The organism is Mucilaginibacter pallidiroseus, from assembly GCF_007846085.1.
GTDB classification, from domain to species: Bacteria; Bacteroidota; Bacteroidia; order Sphingobacteriales; family Sphingobacteriaceae; genus Mucilaginibacter; species Mucilaginibacter pallidiroseus.
Genome location: NZ_VOEJ01000002.1, coordinates 60,052 through 81,797, shown reverse-complemented (window position 1 = coordinate 81,797; position 21,746 = coordinate 60,052). Strand labels below are relative to the sequence as shown.

At 43.0% G+C, this 21,746-nt stretch carries 17 protein-coding genes and 1 tRNA gene; 8 read left to right on the top strand and 10 right to left on the bottom strand.

The annotated features are described in order from the left end of the window. Positions 1-146 precede the first annotated feature (146 nt). From FPZ43_RS04810 to FPZ43_RS04790, 5 genes are all read right to left on the bottom strand, one after another. Positions 147-1,613, bottom strand: a complete 1,467-nt coding sequence (locus FPZ43_RS04810; RefSeq protein ID WP_261380987.1) for a serine hydrolase — start codon at positions 1,611-1,613, stop codon at positions 147-149. An 8-nt stretch (positions 1,614-1,621) separates the two neighbouring features. Beyond that, positions 1,622-4,087, bottom strand: coding sequence for an ABC transporter permease (locus FPZ43_RS04805; RefSeq protein ID WP_146380723.1), 2,466 nt, complete (start codon positions 4,085-4,087; stop codon positions 1,622-1,624). 315 nt (positions 4,088-4,402) lie between these two features. After that, positions 4,403-4,657, bottom strand: a complete 255-nt coding sequence (locus tag FPZ43_RS04800) for a hypothetical protein (protein ID WP_146380722.1) — start codon at positions 4,655-4,657, stop codon at positions 4,403-4,405. 186 nt (positions 4,658-4,843) lie between these two features. Continuing rightward, on the bottom strand, positions 4,844-6,214 hold the full coding sequence (locus tag FPZ43_RS04795) for a 3-keto-disaccharide hydrolase (protein ID WP_146380721.1): 1,371 nt from the start codon (positions 6,212-6,214) through the stop codon (positions 4,844-4,846). Positions 6,215-6,236: 22 nt separating this feature from the next. Beyond that, a complete protein-coding gene (locus FPZ43_RS04790; protein ID WP_146380720.1) occupies positions 6,237-7,565 on the bottom strand; it encodes a Gfo/Idh/MocA family protein in 1,329 nt (442 codons plus the stop codon). A gap of 158 nt (positions 7,566-7,723) precedes the next feature. Between FPZ43_RS04790 and FPZ43_RS04785 the strand changes: the two genes are divergently transcribed. Both FPZ43_RS04785 and FPZ43_RS04780 read left to right on the top strand, forming a co-directional pair. Beyond that, a complete protein-coding gene (locus FPZ43_RS04785) occupies positions 7,724-10,213 on the top strand; it encodes a M1 family aminopeptidase (protein WP_146380719.1) in 2,490 nt (829 codons plus the stop codon). A 138-nt stretch (positions 10,214-10,351) separates the two neighbouring features. After that, a complete protein-coding gene (locus tag FPZ43_RS04780; RefSeq protein ID WP_146380718.1) occupies positions 10,352-10,732 on the top strand; it encodes a hypothetical protein in 381 nt (126 codons plus the stop codon). A 7-nt stretch (positions 10,733-10,739) separates the two neighbouring features. Here FPZ43_RS04780 and cdaA read toward each other — a convergent pair whose 3' ends face one another. Continuing rightward, on the bottom strand, positions 10,740-11,531 hold the full coding sequence (cdaA, locus tag FPZ43_RS04775; RefSeq protein WP_146380717.1) for a diadenylate cyclase CdaA: 792 nt from the start codon (positions 11,529-11,531) through the stop codon (positions 10,740-10,742). Positions 11,532-11,590: 59 nt separating this feature from the next. After that, entirely contained in the window at positions 11,591-12,562 is a 972-nt protein-coding gene (locus tag FPZ43_RS04770) for a polyprenyl synthetase family protein (protein WP_146381121.1), read from the bottom strand. 247 nt (positions 12,563-12,809) lie between these two features. Between FPZ43_RS04770 and FPZ43_RS04765 the strand changes: the two genes are divergently transcribed. From FPZ43_RS04765 to FPZ43_RS04755, 3 genes are all read left to right on the top strand, one after another. Continuing rightward, positions 12,810-12,897, top strand: a tRNA-Ser gene (locus tag FPZ43_RS04765). Positions 12,898-13,246: 349 nt separating this feature from the next. Then, positions 13,247-14,242 carry an NHL repeat-containing protein gene (locus FPZ43_RS04760; protein ID WP_146380716.1) on the top strand — a complete coding sequence of 332 codons (996 nt, stop codon included), beginning with the start codon at positions 13,247-13,249 and terminating at the stop codon, positions 14,240-14,242. A 403-nt stretch (positions 14,243-14,645) separates the two neighbouring features. Further along, positions 14,646-15,059: a VIT1/CCC1 transporter family protein gene (locus FPZ43_RS04755; protein ID WP_222430940.1), complete on the top strand. Its 414-nt coding sequence runs from the start codon at positions 14,646-14,648 to the stop codon at positions 15,057-15,059. A 180-nt stretch (positions 15,060-15,239) separates the two neighbouring features. Here FPZ43_RS04755 and FPZ43_RS04750 read toward each other — a convergent pair whose 3' ends face one another. Further along, positions 15,240-15,650, bottom strand: coding sequence for a BrxA/BrxB family bacilliredoxin (locus FPZ43_RS04750; RefSeq protein ID WP_146380715.1), 411 nt, complete (start codon positions 15,648-15,650; stop codon positions 15,240-15,242). 207 nt (positions 15,651-15,857) lie between these two features. On the opposite strand from FPZ43_RS04750, the gene FPZ43_RS04745 reads away from it, so the two are divergent. Then, on the top strand, positions 15,858-16,712 hold the full coding sequence (locus FPZ43_RS04745) for a M23 family metallopeptidase (RefSeq protein WP_146380714.1): 855 nt from the start codon (positions 15,858-15,860) through the stop codon (positions 16,710-16,712). 225 nt (positions 16,713-16,937) lie between these two features. Next, positions 16,938-18,254 (top strand): adenosylhomocysteinase, encoded by a 1,317-nt coding sequence (gene ahcY, locus FPZ43_RS04740; protein WP_146380713.1) that lies wholly within the window; start codon positions 16,938-16,940, stop codon positions 18,252-18,254. Positions 18,255-18,338: 84 nt separating this feature from the next. On the opposite strand, the gene FPZ43_RS04735 is transcribed toward ahcY, so the two are convergent. After that, complete coding sequence (locus tag FPZ43_RS04735) at positions 18,339-18,869, bottom strand: hypothetical protein (protein WP_146380712.1); 531 nt, start codon at positions 18,867-18,869, stop codon at positions 18,339-18,341. A 91-nt stretch (positions 18,870-18,960) separates the two neighbouring features. Here FPZ43_RS04735 and FPZ43_RS04730 point away from each other — a divergent pair, with 91 nt between their 5' ends. Further along, on the top strand, positions 18,961-20,574 hold the full coding sequence (locus tag FPZ43_RS04730; protein ID WP_146380711.1) for an aminopeptidase P family protein: 1,614 nt from the start codon (positions 18,961-18,963) through the stop codon (positions 20,572-20,574). A 169-nt stretch (positions 20,575-20,743) separates the two neighbouring features. On the opposite strand, the gene FPZ43_RS04725 is transcribed toward FPZ43_RS04730, so the two are convergent. Then, on the bottom strand, positions 20,744-21,736 hold the full coding sequence (locus FPZ43_RS04725; protein WP_261380986.1) for a polysaccharide deacetylase family protein: 993 nt from the start codon (positions 21,734-21,736) through the stop codon (positions 20,744-20,746). Between the last annotated feature and the right edge of the window lie 10 nt (positions 21,737-21,746).

Genomic DNA, 21,746 nt, shown 5'->3' with positions numbered 1-21,746 from the left:
AGATGCAAGCCAAATATATCGAGATTAACGAGCAGTTTAATTATTCATTAAATATTAAATCAGGACGTACCATGGCGGTGATATGGGCTGGGCACAAAAAAAGCCCGCCGTGTTTAACGCCGGGCTCAATGCCTTATGTTAGTCAATTATTTGATCCTTTTGGCATCAATAACACCGCCCTGAAATACTCGGCAGGTAATTACTTCGTTTTTATTGTTTTTAATAAACTCCAGTTCAACAGGAATATTTTTCAGGAAAAATTTGTTCTGCGCTTCAGCAAATAATCCGATCTTGTCTTGCCCGGTTCCCTGTGCAAAAAGTTTGTTGCCTTCGCGTGTTACCGTTAAAATAAAGCCCGGCTTCATTTCATACTCGCCCACATAAGTTTGCAAAACAGCTGCATCTACGGCTACCTCTGTATATACCTTTGAGCGATTAAGCCCCTTGAAACCATAAACCTTACCAACACTGTTTACAATTTCGCCAATGATGCCGGCATTATCAGAATTGATCATAACTACAACACCATTACCTCCCTGCAGGCTGCCGTAATATTGGCATTTGAAGCCCTCGTTGCCGCCGCTATGCTGAAAATAAACACCGTCGGCAAGGCTGTCAATAAATACGCCCAGTGCGCCGCCGGTTAAATAGGGGGTAAGCCTCAATTTTGTTGTTTGCTGGTTAAGTACCCTGGCCGATTTGCCCTCATACGCCAGCTGCGTTTCAATAATGTATTTAGACAGGTCGGTTGGGTTGGTCCACAAACCGGCAGCGCCTTGTTCCGGGTAAATGTGATATTTGCCCTTAACTTCACTACCATCGGCGCTGTACGCTGTAGCAAGTAAGGCAGCCCTGTTTTTGGCTGGCTGCTGGGTAAAACTGCTGTTATCCATGCCCATTGGTTTCAGTACGTTTTTATACATGTATGTATCATACGGTTGCCCGGTAATATCGGTTAGTATCAATTGCGAAACTGTAACACCGCCGCCCGAGTAATCGAACTTGGCACCGGGCGCCGTTAATGATCTTATACGTTCAGAATTGGCCGGTTTTGTACCATTCAATACCTGTACAATAGTGGGCAAACTGTCGGTAACGCTATAGCCACCAAACCCATGCACGCTTATGCCGCCGGTATGGCTTAGCAGGTGTTTGATATTGATGATATTCCCCTTAGATACAGAGTCATAAGGGTATTTCCAGCTTTTAAGGTAATAGTTGATGTCTTTATCCGGGTCGATCTTTCCTTCCTGAACCAACTTTAATACGCCAACAGCATTTAATGATTTACTTACCGAAGCTGCCTGGAAAAGCGTTTTTTCGGTCACCGGGATTTTTGCGGCGACATCTGCCCATCCGTAACCTTTAGCCCACGCCAATTTGTAATTGCGAATTACGGCAACCGTAACACCCGGCACCTTGTAAAAGGCCATACGTTCCTGAATTGTCCATGGCTTTTGATCGGTTGTGCGCACCGAGCCGGCGAGGTTGCTTTCTACCAGATTAATTTGCCGCTTAAGGGTGTCGCTGCTTTGTACAGAGGATTGGGCAACAGAGATGATATGCCCAAATAGGAAAGTTGTAACTATTATAAAAATTCGTTTCTTTATCATGTCATAAATTATTCGGTACGTAAACTTTTAACCGGATTAGCCAGTGCGGCCCTTACACTTTGAAAGCTAATAGTTGCTAATGCAATTACAAGCACGGTTAATACAGGCAATGCAAGTAGCCAGGCGTTAATTTCTATCCTGAAATGGTAGCTTTGAAGCCAACCATTGCAAACCCAGTAGGCTACCGGCAAACCAATTGTACTTGCTAAAGCTACAAGCATAACAAGGTCTTTGGTTATCAACGTCAAAATATCTGCTACCGAAGCGCCTAAGACTTTGCGCACACCAATTTCTTTAATACGCTGGTTAATTGTGATAATTGTAAGCCCAAATAGACCAAGGCAAGCCACAAGTACGGCGAAGCCAGAGAACAGGCCAAACACCTGCCCAAAATGTTGCTCAGTTTTATATTGCTGATTAAAATATTCGTCAAGAAAAAAGTAATCAAATGCAGCATTTGCAAAGGTGCGTTTATATGCTTGCTCGACCTGCAAAATGGCTGCGTGCATATCGGCAGTGTTTATCTTGATTTCGTAATGGGTAATACTCGAGGGGTCAATCTCCCTGAAAACAATGGGCGTAAAAGCATCCTTTAACGATGTTTGATGAAAATTTTTCATTACACCTACAATCTCATTTTCAAATACGCGCCCACGGCCATTTTTTGTATTGATGATTTTGCCAATGGCATCCTGTGGGCTTTTAAATCCTAATGACGTTACGGCAGCCTCGTTCAGGATCATTGGTTGTCGCCTGGCCATTGGGTCGAACTTAAAACTACTACCCGCTAACATTTTTACCTTAAACTGCTTAACAAACGTGCTTCCTATTTCAAGGGTAGGCAGCCTTACGCCATTGCCTTTTGCACCTCCTGATGAGTTGATGTATGACATTACGTAGTCAATATCCTGCCCGGGTATTGCCGAGGATGCTGTTGCACTTTGTACCCGAGGACTGCGCATTACTTCGGTACGAAAAGCGCTGTCGTTTAGGGCATAGCTACGGGCATCGTCATCATTGGCTCTTACCACCTGCGGCGCAAGCACAACAAGCGTTTGTTTCATGTCCATCCCATTGGTGGACCTTTTCATGAAATTAACCTGCCTGTATACTACAAGCGTACCTATCATAACTATAATAGTAGCAGCAAACTGAAATACGGTTAAGGATTTTCGTAGCATAAGGCCGCTTGCGCTGCTTGCAAATTTGCCTTTTAGCACGTGCACAGGTTTGTAGTTAGCCAGTACCAGCGCCGGGTATATGGCCGACAATATGATGCCCGCAAACACTATCAATAAAAATCCAGGTAACAAAACGGGATCTTTATAAAGTGTAAATTGCATTTGTTCACCACATAAGTTACTAAACAATGGCATAACCAGTATCACGGCAACTATCGAAAGTATTACGCTGAAAAAACTAACCAATGCAGATTCAAATAAGAACTGTGTTATTAATTGTGATTTTTGCGAGCCTAACACTTTTCTAACACCTACTTCGCGTGCCCGTTCAACTACTTTGGCGGTAGATAAATTGATATAATTGACGTAGGCAATTATCAATATTAATGCAGCTACTAAGCCGAGGTACCAAACCATTTTGCCGTTACCTGGTGTACTGATATCTTGCCCGAAGCCCGAGTATAAATGAATATCGCGCAAAGGTTGTAATGCAAGATTGACTTTTGAAAGATCTGTTTTGCCAAGTGTAAAACTTGCGTTATTAGCACTATTGCCCGCTATTTTGTGTATAAAGCCGTTGAGCTTCGCCTCAAATATTTGCTGGTTTGTACCGGGTGTCAATTGCAGGTAGGTATAAAAATCCGGGTATACCCAATCGCCGGCGTTGTTAGGAGCAGACAGTAACATGTCAAACTGCAGGTGTGAGTTAACAGAAACATTTTTGCAAATCCCCGTGACGGTTGCAGTAATATTAGTGCCCGATATTTGCTGCTGAACTTGTAGCGTCTTTCCGATTGGTTGTTGCCCATTAAAATATTTAGTAGCCATAGCCTGGCTTATGACTACCGTGTTGGGTGCATCAAGTGCAGCGGTTGTCCCTTCTATCAAAGGGAAAGAAAACATTTTCAAAAATGAAGCGTCAACCAGGTATAGCCTCTTCTCATTAAAAACTAATGACGATTTGGAGCTGGCGATGCTTACCTGGCCTTCCAGTTTAGATATCCTGGCCATTTGCAAAACCTCAGGCAACTCCGATTTGATGGCCGGCCCTACCGCAGCAAATGTTTTGGGCGAATTTTCAATAATGTTACCTTCCTTAATGGTTTGCTGTTTTACCCTATATATGTTTGCCCCGTTTTGGTGCATGTCATCAAAACTTAGTTCAAAGCTGATGTATTGCACTATCAGCAGGCAGGAAATCATACCTATAGCCAAGCCGAATATATTTATTGCAGAGAAAACTTTTTGGCGAACAAGAACGCGCCACGCCATTTTTAAATAGTTGCCCAACATGTATTAAAAGGTTATAGTTTGCTTATTCGCTCCTGAAATTATAGCAGGGTTTACAGTTGTGGATTTACGCCGTGGCCACTTACATCGTATGCTGTTATCAGTATATCGTCAAGTAGGAAATTTTTAATCATGGCAATCACTTTAAAGGTGTAATTTATAGATGCAGCTTAGATAGCCACTAATTTACATTAAAGCCGTGCCATTTTTTTAAATTATTTATAATCAAGCAATTATAATGATTTAATATCTGCAAAACGTTCGGATTCGGACGGTGGGTGTACGATTGCAGAAAGAGAAGAAGGGGTAATTCGAATATTATTTTTCGGTTTGTTCGAGCATCATATCCAGCAGGCCCTGAAAAATCGATTCCATGTTGGGTGCTGTTAATAAGTCAAGCAGTATTGCTTCGTCGATAAACACGCGGCCTTCTTTCTTATTCCTAAGACCGGAGATCTTAAGTGTCGGCCGACCTGTTTCAGCGTTAAGTCCGTGAGGTACAATACTTACATTGGCAAAGTGGGGTTCCAGGAAAAGTCGAAGTAATTGTACCGCGGTCAAGTCGTTTTGCATAGTCCAAATATTGCAAAATTTCTGAGAAAACCTTGAGTAAGGTACTTAAATGATGATTTGTAGTGATAACCTCCGACTAAGCTTTTCAACGAGTTAGCCAAGCGGCAAGTGCTTCGACAGGCTTAACATGACACTTTGTGTTGCGTCAGTATAAGCCTGTCGAAGACTTATTAAATGGAGCCTGTTTTATTTAAGCTCTTTTATCTTAACACTTCTAAAGTTTACCTCGTGGCCATGATCCTGCAGCAATATGTGGCCTTCTTTCGCTTCGCCAAAGTCTTTCCATACCTTGTATTTGCTTTGTGCAACAAGCTCGCGGTAAGCGGCCGATCCACGGTCGTACTCCAGTACTTTTATGCCATTTAAATAATGTTCCACATGATTATTCGGATATACCACTACCCGGCCCGTATTCCACTGGCCTATGGGGTGCACAAAGCGGGGTTGCTTTTTCGCTGTTATTAAATCGTATAAAGATGCCAACGTGCGGTTGCCATCACGGCCAAGTTTGGCATCGGGGTGTACTGCATCATCCAATACCTGGTACTCAAGACCAATGGCCGAGCCTACGGTTTTCTCGTACAGGGTTACAAAATATTTAACGCCGCTGTTGGCTCCTGTTGTCATCCTGAACTCGAACGACAGGTCGAACGCTGCGAATTGTTTGTCGGTTATAATATCGCCGCCATTAGTAGCTTCGCCGCCGGTTGATGGTAGCACGCTTATCATGCCATCGCCAATTTTCCAACCCTTTGCAGGGAAACTGTTGCTGTTGGCACTGCGCCAGCCGGCCGACGATCTACCATCAAACAATAAATTCCACCTGTCCTGCTTTTCGTAGGCCGATAAGTTGTTGGGCTGCAGGTTTACTACGTATACATCTTTACTAAAGGCCTCGGGCTTAAGGTTAGTTGTTTTAATGCGGATGTTTTTAAAATATACCTTTTTGCCGGCCTGCGTTGCATTTTCAATAGCGTGCACCTGCAAGCCAATAAAGCCCTTTATATCAACCGTGTCAACTACCATTGCAGTAGCTACGCCATTTATCCACGTTTTGGTGGTGTTACCTATACATTCAATTTTGATGTGATTGAAGGCACTATTTTTCCAGGCAGATTTTGCTTTGCCGTTTAGCTCCATAGGGTAAAGCCAGTCGCGGCGGCCCTCGTCATAAATGCCGCCGGTCCATTGCCTGTCGCTCGGGTCAATTTCGCATTGGCGACCATAAACAAGGCCTTTGCCATCCTTACCTGCAGGGTTGTAATGACTTCTTAACTGTATGCCCGAGTTGGTTAAGGTACTTTCGGTTTTGGCATCAAGCTCCAAAATAAAATCGCCGTACTCTTTTTCGGTTACTAAAAAGGTATTACCACTGTTCAATACGGCTGTGCCGGTTATGCCGCCGTTTTCCACTTTATAGTCGGCCTTGCCCGCAAGCACTTTCCAGCCTTTAAGATCTTTGCCGTTAAATAAGTTGGTATAGCCGTTTTGAGCCTGTGAGGTTTGTACACCTGCAGCAATACTTGCAGCCAATAAAATCGTCTTTAGGTTTTTCATAGTATTTGGTAGATGGTTGACGTTAAACTTTCAAATCCCAGCCCTGGGCATACTCACGGCCCCATAGTTTGGCAGCTTCTTTATCGTTAAGGATATGTCCGTTCTTCGGATCGAGGTTCAGCACGCGGCCAACGCGCTGCGCTACATTACCCAGTTGCGGTATCACGGTTGATTTATGCCCGCTAATGATATCTTGTGTTAATTTCTCTTCGCCGCGTATGGCATTGATAAAGTTTTGCAGGTGCACCCTGTCAAGCATTTCGGTAGGGCTTACTTTATTGGTAGGGTCAACCTTGGTGTCGTCTTTAATTTCCTTTACAAGTTTGTTATCAAGGTCATAAACGGTATAGCTGTTGCCCCCGCCGTAGTAAATAGTTCCCTTGTCGCCGTAGAATACAACGCCACGGCCAACGCCTTCACTATTAAACCCATTGCAGCTGCGCCCTTCCCATGATATAGCCGTGTTGTTAGGGAAGTTAACCATAATGGTTTGTGTATCCGGCGTTTCCCAGTCATCCTTGTATGCAAAGCGCCCTCCCGATGATGTTATCTTTTCAGGATAATCAACGCCCAGTCCCCAACGCATTACATCAATTTCATGTGTACCGTTGTTGAGCGCCTCGCCGGTGCCCCAGTTCCAGTTCCAATGCCAGTTATAGTGTATCAGGTTGTCTTTGTAAGGTCTGCGCGGGGCATAACCCTGCCAAAGTTCATAATCTAAATTAGCGGGCACAGGTACCACTTTGCCAACGCCTATAGGTTTACGATTATTAGCATACCAGCCCCTTGCAAAATATGCACGACCGATAACACCCTGGTGCAACTCTTCGACCATTTTTTGCACATTGGTAAACGAGCGGCGCTGGCTGCCCATTTGCACCAGTCGTTTATATTTTGCTGCTGCCTCGATAGCCATTTCGCCTTCGCGCGGGTTGTGGCTGCATGGCTTTTCAACGTAAACATGTTTACCAGCCTGGCAGGCCAGGATGGTGGCCGGCGCATGCCAATGATCGGGCGCGGCAATTACCAGCGCGTCAAGATCTTTCTTTTCAAGCAATTTCCTGATATCCTTAATACCAACGGGACGTTTGCCCGTGGCTTTTTCAATACCCGCTATGCATCGCTCCATCGCATTGCTGTCTACATCGCATATATAGCCTATCTCAACGTCCTGCAAGCCGGCAAACTTGTGTGCCAGGAAATCGCCACGGCCATTTACGCCCATTACGCCTAAAACAATTTTTTTGTTAGGTGCGCCGGTAAATATTCCGGCTGATGCCTGTAAAGATGAGCCTACTAAAAACGTAGTACCGGCAATAGCAGTATTTGTTAAAAAACTACGGCGATGCATAATATTAATATTAGGTAAATGATTGATGTATAATTGGTACGGCTAATTTAATATTTAAAAGGTATTAACTGTAACATTAAGTTTTTTTGCTTGTCTTAGATCCGGATAAATCCTATAATTTTAGGTTTTACTACGTATTAACCCCAACTATTAACAATATGAAAACTTTGTACGCCGCATTGTTAGCCGGCAGTATCAGTGCTTTTGCCTTAAACAGTGCACGGGCGCAAACAGAGGCACCGGCGGAAAGCGCCGCATTTAAAATTTACCGCGAGACCCCGACAAAAATAAACGACCTGGTGCACACCAAGTTGGATGTGCGTTTCGATTACAAAAAACGTTATCTGTATGGGAAAGAGTGGGTTACTTTGAAACCTCACTTTTACCCAACCGACAGCCTTAGGCTTGATGCAAAAGGCATGGACTTAAAAAGCATTGCCATTGTAAAAAATGGAAAAAATATACCGCTTAAATTTACGTACGATAGCTTAACGGTTAACATAAAGCTTGATAAAACATACACCAATGCCGAAAGCTATACCGTTTACATCGACTATACATCTAAACCAAACGAGTTAAAATCAAAAGGAAGCATGGCCATCAGCGATGCTAAAGGTCTTTACTTTATTAACCCGGACGGTATCGAGAAAGATAAGCCAACGCAAATATGGACCCAGGGCGAAACCGAAGGATCATCTGCATGGTTCCCTACAATTGATAAGCCCAACCAAAAAACTACAGACGAAATTAGCATGACCGTGCCTAATAAGTATGTAACGCTATCTAACGGAAGGTTAGCTTCGCAAAAGGTTAATGCTGATGGTACCCGTACCGATACCTGGAAAATGGAATTGCCGCATTCGCCATATCTGTTTATGATGGCAGTTGGCGATTTTAAGATTACCAAAGATGCCTGGAGAGGCAAGGAAGTAAGCTATTACCTGGAGCCTAAATATGCACCTTACGCTAAAGATATCTTCGGCTTTACGCCCGAGGCGATGGAGTTTTACTCAAAAACTTTAGGTGTTGATTACCCGTGGAACAAATACTCACAAATTGTTGTGCGCGACTATGTAAGTGGTGCAATGGAGAATACGAGTGCAACTCTGCATGGCGACTATGTGCAAGCTACTAAGCGCGAATTGTTGGATACCTATTACGGGCAGGGGCCAAGCACCATTGTGCACGAGCTTTTCCACCAATGGTTTGGCGATTATGTGACTGCCGAAAGCTGGAGCAACTTAACAGTAAACGAGTCATTCGCCGATTTTAGCGAAACCCTTTGGGCCGAGTATAAATATGGTAAAGATGCCGGCGATGCGCATATTTATGAGGATATGGTTAACTACCTGAGCCAGCCGGATGCCAAAACCAAAAATCTTGTTCGTTTCCACTATAATGATAAGGAGGATGTGTTTGATGTGGTTACCTACCAAAAAGGTGGTCGTATTTTATACATGCTGCGTAACTATCTTGGCAATGCTGCATTTTATAAGGGCTTAAACATCTACCTAAAATCAAACGCTTTCAAAAACGGCGAAGCGCAGCAATTGCGTTTAGCTTTGGAGGAAGCCAGCGGCCGCGACCTTAACTGGTTCTTTAACCAATGGTACTATGGCGCAGGCCATCCGGTATTAAACATCAGCTATAAATATGATGATGCTACCAAAACGCAAACCGTTTACCTGGCCCAAAACCAGGATGGCAATGCCTTTATCCTGCCAATGGCCGTTGATATTTACGCGGGCGGTAAGAAAACACGCTATAACGTTTGGATGCGCAGCAAAGCTGATACATTAACATTTAAAGTTGCATCGAAGCCAGACTTAGTTAACGTTGACGGCGATAAGGTTATCCTTACGCAAAAAACAGATGCCAAAACTTTAGAGGAGTACGTATTTCAATACTTTAATGCCCCGCTATTTTTGGACAGGTTTGAAGCCATTACAGCCGCCGGTAAAAAGCAAACCGACAAAGGTGCGCGTAGCGTAATCATTGCTGCGATGAAAGATAAATACTACGAGCTGCGTATAAAAGCCATTAAAGCTGCCGATTTAACAAATGATGATGTACGAAACGCTGCCCAGCCTATACTGGTAAATCTGGCTCAAATAGATGAAAATACACTTGTAAAAGCGGCAGCTCTTACAGCTTTAGGCAAGCTTAAAGCTGCCGGCAACATGAACTTGTTCAAGCAATCATTAAACAGCCAATCATACGCCGTGCAGGGCGCTGCTTTAACAGCAATTAGTTTGTTAAACCCTGCCGAGGCTATGCCATTGGCTAAACAATACGAGAAAGACAGCCAAGGCGCTTTAAAGCAAGCTGTTTTAAATACTTACGCAACCAGTGGCAGCGATGAGCAGTGGAACTATGTTTACGATGCCTTTAAAAATGGGCAGCCGCAAACACAGGTTAACATTATGCGCAAGTTTGCAGATTTTACTGCCCGTGTGCAAAACCCTGCTTATGCACAAGCCGGCATTAAAGCCATTGCTGATTTTGGTGCCAAGTACAAAAAATACGGTGTTGGCCCGCAAGTGGTAACCCTGCTAACAAATATTAAAGCCGAGCGTACAAAGCTAAATGATGCCGCATCAGCAACTGCTGCTGACAAAGGTATTGCCGATGTAAATGCAGCGGAATAAGCCTACACCCTAACCTTAATACACGCTAAAAGCCGCCCCTTAACAGGAGCGGCTTTTGTATTTAACACTTTTTAACCCTATTTAACACGTTATTGGTTAAATGATTAGCTAACTTTACACAACTAAACGGTCACGCTCATGAAGAAGGCATTATTCTTTCTAACGTTATTGGCGGCAGGTAGCGCTGCCTCTGCTCAAATTAAACCGGTAAAACCGCTTGATGGGTTGTTTAATCCAAAATTTGATCTTAAAAAGGATAGCAGCTGGCGTACGCTTTCCAAAATAAATGATTTGGTAAAGCCTAATCCGTTCCCGGCTTTGGCCAACCGTGGTGACATCACAAGAATATCGCCTAACAACGCTCCATTAATAGTGGCCGTTGACGGTTACAAGATGCCCGTACAGGTAACAGAAGATAACGCTAACACTCCTGTAAAGAAAATAGATGGTTTTTCGAAAATGCCGATAGTGGGTACCAATATGGGGGCGCCTAAAAAGATTGCCAAGGTAACTCCTTAATACCTGCTTAAAAATCTTTATTTAATAGCTTTTCAAGTTCGGCAAAACTAAGGTCCATTTTAATGCGGCCTTGTTTGGCGTACGATATTTCGCCGGTTTCTTCTGATACAATTATAGCCGTGGCATCATTAGCCTCGGTAACGCCAATACCTGCGCGGTGCCGTAACCCGTATTGAGCAGGCAGGTCAGATTTTTCGGTAACTGGCAATATACAGCTCGCAGATTTTATCTTGTTTTCAGATATCACGACAGCGCCATCGTGCAGGGGGCTGTTTTTTTGAAAAATGCTTTCCAGCATACGCTTGGATATCTTGGCATCTAATACTTCGCAGCTGTTCTGGTAAAATTGTTCGTCGTAATATTTGGTAAAAACAATAAGGGCACCCGTGCGGCTCTGTTTCATGGTTTTGCAGGCATCAATAATTGGTTTGATGCGTGCATAGTTGTTTTTTTCAGCATCATCTTTGCCAAAAAAATATTTCCACCATGCCTTATTGCGTTGTAGCGAAGCGTTTTTACCTACCAATAACAGGAAACGCCTTACTTCCTGCTGAAAAACGATGATAACTGCTATGATGCCAACCTCGGCAAATTTGCCAAGTATGCCGGCAAGCAAACGCATTTCGAGCGCATTCACCACCCTATACAATAAGTATATGGTTATGAGGCCTATGAAAATATTGGCTGCGATGGTACCCCTGATCAGGTTGTACAACTGATAGATTATAAATGCAACTATCAGTACATCCAGTATATCAAATACCCCGAATTTAAGAAAACTTAGGTCGAAGGAATGCATTGCACGAAGTTAACAAGTTTAAGTTAACATAACCAGGCTAAGGGCATTATGACAGGAGATTATTTGTCGCGCTCGGTGGTGTAGCGCACCAGTTGCTCCAGCCCGGTGCGGGCCTCACTTGGTGGGAAGGTATTTAAAATAGCAAAGGCATCCTCAGTAAAACGCTTCATCTGCGTGTCGGCATATTGCAGGCCGCCTTTCTCCTTCACGAAGCTAATGATCTGCGCTATTTTTTTAGAATCATCATTATGGTTTTTAACAAGATCAATCATCTTGCGTTTTTCGCTTTTATCAGCATTGTTAAGCGCATAGATCAGCGGTAGCGTAACCTTTTTTTCTTTAATGTCGATACCCAGCGGCTTGCCTACATCGTCGGTACCAAAATCAAACATATCATCCTTGATCTGGAATGCTATGCCTATCTTTTCACCGAACAGGCGCATTTTTTCGATCGTTTCGTCATCATCACCGGCAGAGGCCGCCCCGCAGGCACAACATGAAGCAATTAACGATGCCGTTTTTTGGCGGATAACATCGTAATAAACATCTTCGCTGATGTCCATACGGCGTACTTTTTCTACCTGCAATAGTTCGCCTTCGCTCATTTGTTTAACAGCTTCAGATACTATTTTAAGCAATTTAAAATCGCCGTTATCTATAGACAGCAACAATCCTTTTGATAGCAGGTAATCGCCCACCAAAACGGCAATCTTATTTTTCCATAAAGCATTGATAGAAAAAAAACCACGACGCTGGTAAGAGTTGTCAACAACATCGTCGTGTACCAAAGTAGCAGTGTGCAGCAATTCTACAAGGGCTGCACCACGGTAAGTAGCCTCGTTGATACCACCTGCAAGTTTAGCTGCAAAAAACACGAACATAGGGCGTATTTGCTTACCCTTGCGCTTTACAATATAGTGGGTAATACGATCCAGCAGCGGCACCGAGCTACGCATGGAAGCTTTAAACTTCTCCTCAAAAACATCAATTTCTGACGCAATGGGTTTCTTAATCTCGTTGATGTTCAGCATTACAGTAACCGGCAATCCGCAGCAAACGTAAGGTAAAAAAAATAGATGCGCAAACATCAATAATTTTATATACCGGTTAAACCTTTGCCCGTAAATATGCTCTATATAATAGTAGTTTAAAATAAGTACATAAGTTTAGTTTTTGTGAGTTAAAGTTTTCGTTTTGAGGCGGGGCCGGGTTTAAAATCCGGCCCCGTTTTTTTATTGGCGGTATTTGCTACATTTGCACTCCCCTTGAAAAGGCCCCGGAGAGGTGTCTGAGTGGTCGAAAGAGCACGCCTGGAAAGTGTGTATGCGCCAAAAGTGCATCGAGGGTTCGAATCCCTCCCTCTCCGCTGAAAATGAATATCAAAAAAATTAAAAGCTCGTATTTCGCATGAAAACGGGCTTTTAATTTTTAGCTGTCTATGCTAAAATAAAGGACAAACCCTTCACCATTAAATCGTTTATAAAGGTATCAACCAGGTTAAGTATTTCATCTTGTCCGAAAACGACCATCTTGGCCGTGCAATAATAGATGCTTCTAAAGCTGCATACCTTGCTACTGTGTAAATCTGCACAGGTTTTATCCAACTTTTACCTGGATGGGGTTGCAGAACGCGTTAGATACACATATCGAGGTACAACATCCGCTTAGCTTATTTTTCATTGCTTATAATCCGTTTTTTGCATGAAATTATCACTATGAAAAAATACATATTATTTTTAGTTGCAATTACTTGTGTATTGTCGGCATGCAAAAAAGAGAGCGCTTCTCCGGACGCGATTTTACAATCAGAAGCTACCAACGCTCCACAAAGTTTGAGTGCCGTTGCTACGCCAGAGTTATATACAGTGCGGACAATAGCCGGCATCTTTAATGCAGAAAGCCAACCGCCTAATTTGGTAGATGGCCCCGGACCGAAAGCAAAATTCTGGAAACCGCATGGTATATCTGTAAGTGGCGATGGCAGCTTATATATTGCGGATTTCTTTAACAGCGCGATACGTAAAATATCCACTCAAAATATTGTATCCACAGTGCCTCTTTCGTATAATACGGACACAGGTGGGGGATTATTACCAGAAGCCGTTACTATTTCGCCAGGTGGCACACTGTATATCGTATCTACTGGTTATGGCATCAGAATTTACAATAAGGCAAAAGGCATAGATGTGTACAACAGGGTATCCAACAGTGACTCAAATTTGGATATGGAACAAGACAGCAAAGGTATAATGTGGTTTGTAGGCGGTAAAACTATAGGTAACATCACCGGAACAACTATCAAAAGGAATTTAGTTGACTTCACTTCCCTCCTTGCTTCTTATGAAACACTTAGAGGTATAGGTTTAGGTCCTAATGGTGTGAAATATGTAAGTACGGCTACGCAGTTGTTCAAAGTAAGCGCTCAGGGAACTATTACAAAGCTTTTTCCAAACGTGCCCTTTACTTTTATAAGCGGTATCTCAGTCACCAAAAACGGCGAGACGCTATATATTGTTGATGGTAATGCCGTTAAAAAAATAAAAGACGGTGTAATTACTACGGTATGTAAACCTTTAGGGGCGGCCGATGGCCGAGATGGTGTTGGCCTGAACGCTGACGTTGTAGCGGCTAACCTCGCGCTATCAAACAGTGAAACGGCGTTGTTTGTTACCGACATCAGGAACGTGATAAGGAAGGTCACAATCCAGTAGATAACCAACGCTAATGCACACTTGCTCTTAGCTAATTTGCATGTGTGCATTTAGTTTACTCTCGGTCGAATAACGGTTACGATTTGCATTGCTACCTTGGACATGTTACTTAAGTTGGTGTAGCAATAAAAATGATTATGAGAATAAGTACAGGTTTTTTTATTGTTACGCTGATGATAAATTGGAGAATAATGGCGGGTTGGATCAGCTAACTGACGTAATCAAATGAAGCGGGAAAATGTAGGCATTTAGAAATCACTCGCTCTCCACAGGCTTTGGTTTTTTTAGCTATTTATAACTTCAAGCAACATGCAAATTATAAACCATTAAATCGTTTATAATTTGTCTAATTATCAATACTTTGTATTTAAAACATTGTGGTGAATTTCTTCGTAATTGGTATATGTCATTACAAAAAGTGAGTGAAGCGCAATACGTATTACAAAGGGTTCAGCCGGCGCTTTTAGGTTTGATGGATGGGTCTGTTTCCACACTCGCCCCGCTATTTGCTGCGGCAGGGCTTACGCATCAGGCTCATAAAGCATTCTTTGTGGGCCTTGCTGCATCACTTGGTGCCGGGATAAGCATGGGATTGGCCGAAGCTTTGTCTGACGATGGAAAAGTTACCGGACGTGGTAGCCCCATATCCCGGGGTATTATCACCGGCGTTGCCACCGCCATAGGAGGGATGTTACACACCTTGCCTTTTTTGGTAGATAACATAACTATGGCTTTACATCTTGCCTACGGTGTTGTAGCTTTTGAATTGGTAGCTATTGCCATGATCAGGTATAAGTTCATGAAATCGCCTCTGTGATCGACAGTTCTACAAGTTATAGTTGGTGGTGGCATAGTTTTTTTCCTGGGGATTTAGTTAGGAAGCTTAGGCGTAGAGAGTTAAACGCACCGCATTATCTTGGGTTAAGAATATTTTGAATAAAAAAAGACCGGACTAATAAAGCCGGTCTTTTTTATAATCTCTATTCGTGAAGTTCGCTTAGCAGTACTGATCAAATGCGCCAATAAGGTTATCAGCAATCATTTGTGCAGGGCGGCCTTCAATTTGGTGGCGCTCTATCATGTGTACCAATTTACCATCTTTAAATAAAGCCATTGATGGCGATGACGGAGGGAAAGGCAACATCAGGTTGCGTGCAGCATCAACAGCATCGCGCTCCATACCCGCAAAAACAGTGATCATTTTGTCGGGATGTTTTTCGTTTTGTACTGCAACGCGGGCTGCAGGGCGTGCATTTGCAGCAGCGCAACCACAAACCGAATTTACAACTACAAACACAGTGCCTTCGCTTTTAATAGCTTGTTGTACGGCATCTGCAGTACGCATATCTTCAAAACCATTGTTGGTTAACTCTTCCCGCATTGGGGCAACTAAATATTCTGGATACATATGTGTTCTCTTAATTTATTTACAAAAATAATTAATCATTCATAAAAATTAACCCCGTTAAGAATATTACCAATTAATTGACGTTTCGGTTATAAATGACAGGGTTTGCAGGGAGCTTCAGTTTTAGTTATCTTGCATTCTGTTAGCATCAGCTAATTCCCTAAGTAATAAACTAATTGATTAAACTTAAAGCAGGATTTTTAGGTTATGGGTATTCTTTCCTCAAAAAATGAGGCCAGCCCACGGGTGGCTCAGGTAAAAGCGCGTTATTTTAACAGTATAAAAATGGTTGTTGCCGCGGTATTAATTACCGTGATGATTTTGATGACAGCCATCTTCAGGCTCAGTAATGATAATCTTAAGAAGAGCCAGGAGAACAGCAGGCTGCAATCGCAGATAGAATCATTACAAAGCCAGTTGGAAAAGGAAAGTTCAACCGCGCTTTTGGCGAATGCCGAAAAGGAAGGCAACAAAAGCAAAGCCGTACAGTACATTACCGATATACAGGCTAAGCTTAAAACCATTAATACCTACATGCGCAAACGAGGACTGCGCAACGTGGCTTTCAAAAAAATAAATGTTGAGAGCGACAAGCCGGTTAACGAAACCAAATTGTTTAACGACTTTAATAACTATCTGGATAGGTTGGTAAGCAATATTGCCTACATGCCTATGGGCTATCCAAAACTAAGCTCGTTTACATCATTTTTTGGCCATCGTGATAATCCGTTCAATTTTGGCGGTAATGAATTTCATCCCGGTATTGACTTTAAGGGGCACAAAGGCGACCCTGTTAAATGCACCGCCAGTGGAAGGGTAGTATTTGCCGGCCGTGCGGGAGGCTATGGTAATTGCGTAAAGATAAGACATGCCAATAATATCGAAACCTGGTATGGCCATCTATCCAAGATCAATGTTAAAGAAGGCCAGCGTGTAACCGTTGGAGACCAGGTTGGTAAAGTAGGCTCAACTGGTCGCTCAACAGGCCCGCATCTCCATTACGAAGTGCGCCGCAACGGGCAACCAGTAAACCCTAAGCAGTATTTGAGCTTGAATATGTAAGGGATAGTTATTAGTTGATTAAGAGATTAGTGATTAGTTCTTTAATCTTTTATCAGTATAAATTCTGCCCGCTCTTTTATTTAAGAGCGGGCTTTTTATTGCATTTATTCGGCCTCGGCAGATTGGCAACTATGTACTTACTCAATAGCTACAAATCTCCTTCCATAACAATAATTTCAGTTTCACAAAACTTTAGTATATTTTTGTAAAAAATTTTAAATAGATATGTCGACAGCAGAAACTGTGTACGTTAAAAATAAAGTAAAGGACCCATCGCTTGCCGCATGGGGTCGTAAAGAAATTGAACTTGCCGAGGCCGAAATGCCGGGCTTAATGGCACTGCGTGCCGAGTATGGCGCAAGCAAACCTTTGGCCGGTGCGCGTATTGCAGGCTGTTTGCACATGACTATCCAAACTGCCGTACTAATTGAAACCTTGATTGAGCTGGGTGCCGAAGTTACCTGGTCATCATGTAATATATTTTCAACTCAGGATCATGCTGCTGCTGCAATTGCTGCTGCAGGTATTTCTGTTTATGCCTGGAAAGGTATGAACGAGCAGGAGTTTGACTGGTGTATTGAGCAAACTTTGTTCTTTGGCGAAGACCGCCAGCCATTAAACATGATCCTTGATGATGGTGGCGATTTAACCAACATGGTATTCGATAAATACCCTGAACTGGCTGCCGGTATTAAAGGTTTATCTGAAGAAACTACCACCGGTGTACACCGTTTATATGAGCGCATGAAAGCCGGTACTTTATTGGTGCCTGCAATAAACATTAACGACTCGGTTACCAAATCAAAATTTGATAACAAATACGGTTGCCGCGAATCATTAGTTGACGCTATCCGTCGTGCTACTGATGTAATGATGGCCGGCAAAGTAGGTGTTGTTTGCGGTTATGGCGACGTAGGTAAAGGTTCTGCCGATTCATTACGCAATGCAGGTGTGCGTGTTATTGTAACCGAGATCGACCCTATCTGTGCTTTGCAGGCAGCAATGGAAGGTTATGAAGTTAAAAAGCTAAGCACAGCAATTGCCGAGGCTGATATTGTGGTTACCGCAACAGGTAACAAAAACATTGTGCGCGAGGAGCATTTCCGTGCCCTTAAAGACAAAGCTATTGTTTGTAACATCGGTCACTTCGATAACGAGATTGACATGGCCTGGTTAAACGGTGCTTATGGCGATCATAAAATTGAGATCAAACCACAGGTTGATAAATACACAATTGATGGTAAAGACGTGATTGTTTTGGCTGAAGGCCGTTTGGTTAACCTTGGTTGCGCTACCGGCCACCCAAGCTTTGTAATGAGTAACTCATTCACCAACCAAACTTTGGCGCAATTGGAGCTTTGGACAAATACCGACGCTTACGAAAACAAAGTATACACCTTGCCTAAACACCTTGACGAAAAAGTTGCCCGTTTACACCTTGCAAAAATTGGTGTCGAACTGGAAGTTTTAGACCAGGATCAGGCCGAGTACATTGGTGTAACTGTTGAAGGTCCATTTAAACCGGAATACTACAGGTACTAAGTAAAAATTCAAAAGTCAAAATTAAAAAAGGGATGTGGTTGAGGCCATGTCCCTTTTTTATTTAAGGAAATGGTCATGCCGAATTTATTTCGGCAGCGCATCAACATTACGATTTTTGCGTTTCCAATTCTTTCCCGTCAAAACAGCTGCTGCAACTAATATCAGCAGTAATATTATTTCTACATAAAACAAAATATCAGCAAGTTCACTAACCGGAGATACCGGAACTTTATCCGATTGCGCTTGGTTTGGCAACGGTGGTTGCACTGTCCATTTGCCACCGAGCATCGCGGTGACTTTAGTGACAGGTTGTATAGCTTGTATAGTAAAGAGATTAAGCAAAAATAATGATCCTAAAAGTACAAGATTTTGTAAGTGATTTTTAAAGTGCGCGTATGTGTTTCTAAATAAATAGATTATTGTAATGAATATTAACCCCGGCGTTAATATTAGCGGTAGCGATAACTCAATTACAAAATAGGTGTCATGTAAATTGATGTCTATAGTTTTTTTGCCGAAAACCGGAGACCCGGTTAATGCATTAAGCAGTAAAGCGGTTAATACAAATGAACTTATAACTATAATTGATTCGATGACCATGCGTTTAGGTTTCATAGTTTAAATATAGAAAAACGATACAAGGTCTCTTCATCAACTAAAATTTTAATTGTATCTTTCGCGGGTTGTAAACAAACCCTAAACTACAATGAAACTATTGAAAAAAGGCCTTGCTTTGGCCGCCTTGCTAATCTTGGGGGCTGTTAGCAGTTTTGCCCAGGCACCTGATCTTAAACTCCCAACAGATTATCTTACCAAAGAATTTCATGCCGGTCGCCGTGAGGCTTTGCGCAAACTGATGCCAGCCAATTCGGTAACTGTAATATTTGCATACCCGGAGCGCGTATTTTCGAACGATGTTAACTACGTGTATCATGCCAACCCGGATATGTATTACTTTTCGGGCTACAAGGAGGCTGATGCAATGTTGCTTGTGTTTAAAGAGCAGCAGGGGCAGGGCGATACCAGTTATAACGAATTGCTGTTTGTTCGCCCGCGCGACCCGCAGCGCGAATCGTGGACCGGCCGCCGTTTAGGCGTAGAAGGAGCAAAGGCACAGCTTGGTTTCAAACGAGCCTACAACAATGCCGATTTTGCCAAATTTCCAATAGATCTCAAAAAGTTTAAAACCATTATAACCGATGAGTTGCCTGCAGATATTGGTGGCGACGAAGGATTGGCCAAAATGGTAAATGCTTTTAAAGCCAAAGCTTCATTGCCGGAAGTCGATAAAGCCTTAATGAACAGTTTTAACGTGGTAAATAGGTATGCAACGCCGGCCAATCTCCCTCAAATTATCAATTACCTTAAAAGAAGCCTAAGCGCCGATGTTTATAATAACAACGCTATAATAAAAGAGCTTGCGGCCAAGCCGGATAGCGCATCGCTTGTTGCGGCAAAGGCTAAAATCAATGAGCAATACGGTGCTGCCAATATGTTTGCCGATTTTACTACGGCTTTGCGTGGCATTAAACAACCTGAAGAGGTGGCTTTGCTGCGTAAGTCGGTACAGTTATCGAGCATAGCCCACGCCGAAGTGATGCGTGCCATAAAACCAAACATGGGCGAAAAGGAGCTTGAAGGTATTTTGCTTTATGTGCATAAAAGGTATGGTGCCGAAGATGAGGGTTACCCGCCAATTGTTGGTGCAGGAGCTAATGGCTGTATTTTGCATTACGAAGAGAATAACCGCACAAGTATCGATAACCAGTTGGTACTGATGGATGTTGGATCCGAGTATCATGGTTACTCGGCAGATGTCACCCGTACTGTACCCGCAAACGGCAAATTTACCGAAGACCAAAAAGCCATATACCAGTTGGTTTATGATGCGCAGGAAGAGGTGTTTAAAATGTGTAAGCAAGGCGTACCATATGCATCGCTCGAGCAGAAAACTGGGGAAGTATTAGCTGCTGGTTTAATTAAATTGGGCATTATTAAAGACGCTAAAGAGTTGCGTAAATACTATACTCATGGCGTATCACATCACCTGGGGTTAGATGTTCACGACAAAGGCGCTTACGAAGGTGGCTTGCAGGAAAATATGGTGATAACCGTAGAGCCTGGTATTTACATACCGGCGGGCAGCCCGTGCGATAAAAAATGGTGGAACATTGGTGTGCGCATTGAAGATGATATTTTGATAGGTAAGGATAAGGGCACAAACCTATCTATAGATGCGCCAAGAAAATGGCAGGATGTGGAGAAAATGGCCGCCCAAAGCAGTATATTTGACGGTGCGAAATTCCCGCCGCTTAAATAGGATTATTTTATTATATCTAAGCCGTTCAGTTTACTGAGCGGCTTTTTTTGTCTGAACTCGAATTCGAAGAATTGATGAAATTGATAGAATAGTGAAATGTTTAAAAGTAAGGGTATTCCTGACGAAGCACTAATCTTAAAAAATGCTTTCTAAACCGACGTTGAAAACGCTACCTGCCGCTACCGTCTTCTTCCACGGTTTCTCTTAAATCATATAATAACCATTGCTTATTAGCTATTGACGAGGCTTTTGATTGTAATAGCTTTATAAAGTCATTTACACCCACAGGCTCGTTCCCGTTGCCATGTATCAGTACAATACTGCCCGCCTGTGGCTGCTGCCCTTTTGCCAGCCAGGCATCCGTACCAATAGGTATAAGGCCGAAGCCGGTTATCTTGTATACCAATTGCTGGTCTGATACAAGGCCAGGGAACCTGAAAAACACAGATGGCAGCAGGCCGTTGGCTAGCATTGTCTTTTCTGTTTCCAAAACTTCGTAATTAATATCTGTACCGGGCTCCAGTAAAAAGTTGGTTTTAAGGGGGCTGGTTTTGCTTACGCGATGGTTGTATGAATGGTTTACCCAGGTTATATAAATCTCATGGTTGGCTTGTAACTGTTTTAACCAGGCAATATCCGGCTGATGATGCTTCATCCACAAACCACTTACCGAAAGTGCTATGGGTACAGGGCTTTCAACAGATTTAAAGCCGTTAATAATATCTGTGAAAATGCGCCTGTCGAGCGGGCGGTGCGAAGGGCAAAGGTCGGCGGTTAATGTGATACCCGTTTCCTTTGGCATGCCACGTTCAATGCCTGCATCCTGGATGGTAACAGACTTGCTTTCCGCTTTGGCTAAGACTTTAATATATGGCGGACTTGAAAAATATTTACGCGCCTGTAGGTAACTCATAGGCGTTATTTTGTAAAACCCATCGTCGGCTATTTTGGTGTCGAGCGTTTGTGGGTTTACAAGCAAAAAATACCTGCGACCGGCGTTTTCGAAACGGCGCAACACCATCCAGTCCTGCGGCGCTTTTTCGGCATGGCCGTAAAATGGTTCGTAGCTTGTAATGCCGGTAAAATTGGCCTGTGCAATGCTTGTAAACGGAACCATTATTAAAATAGCTAAAGCGGCAAAAAGGTTGTAAGCAGGTTTCATGATTGTAATA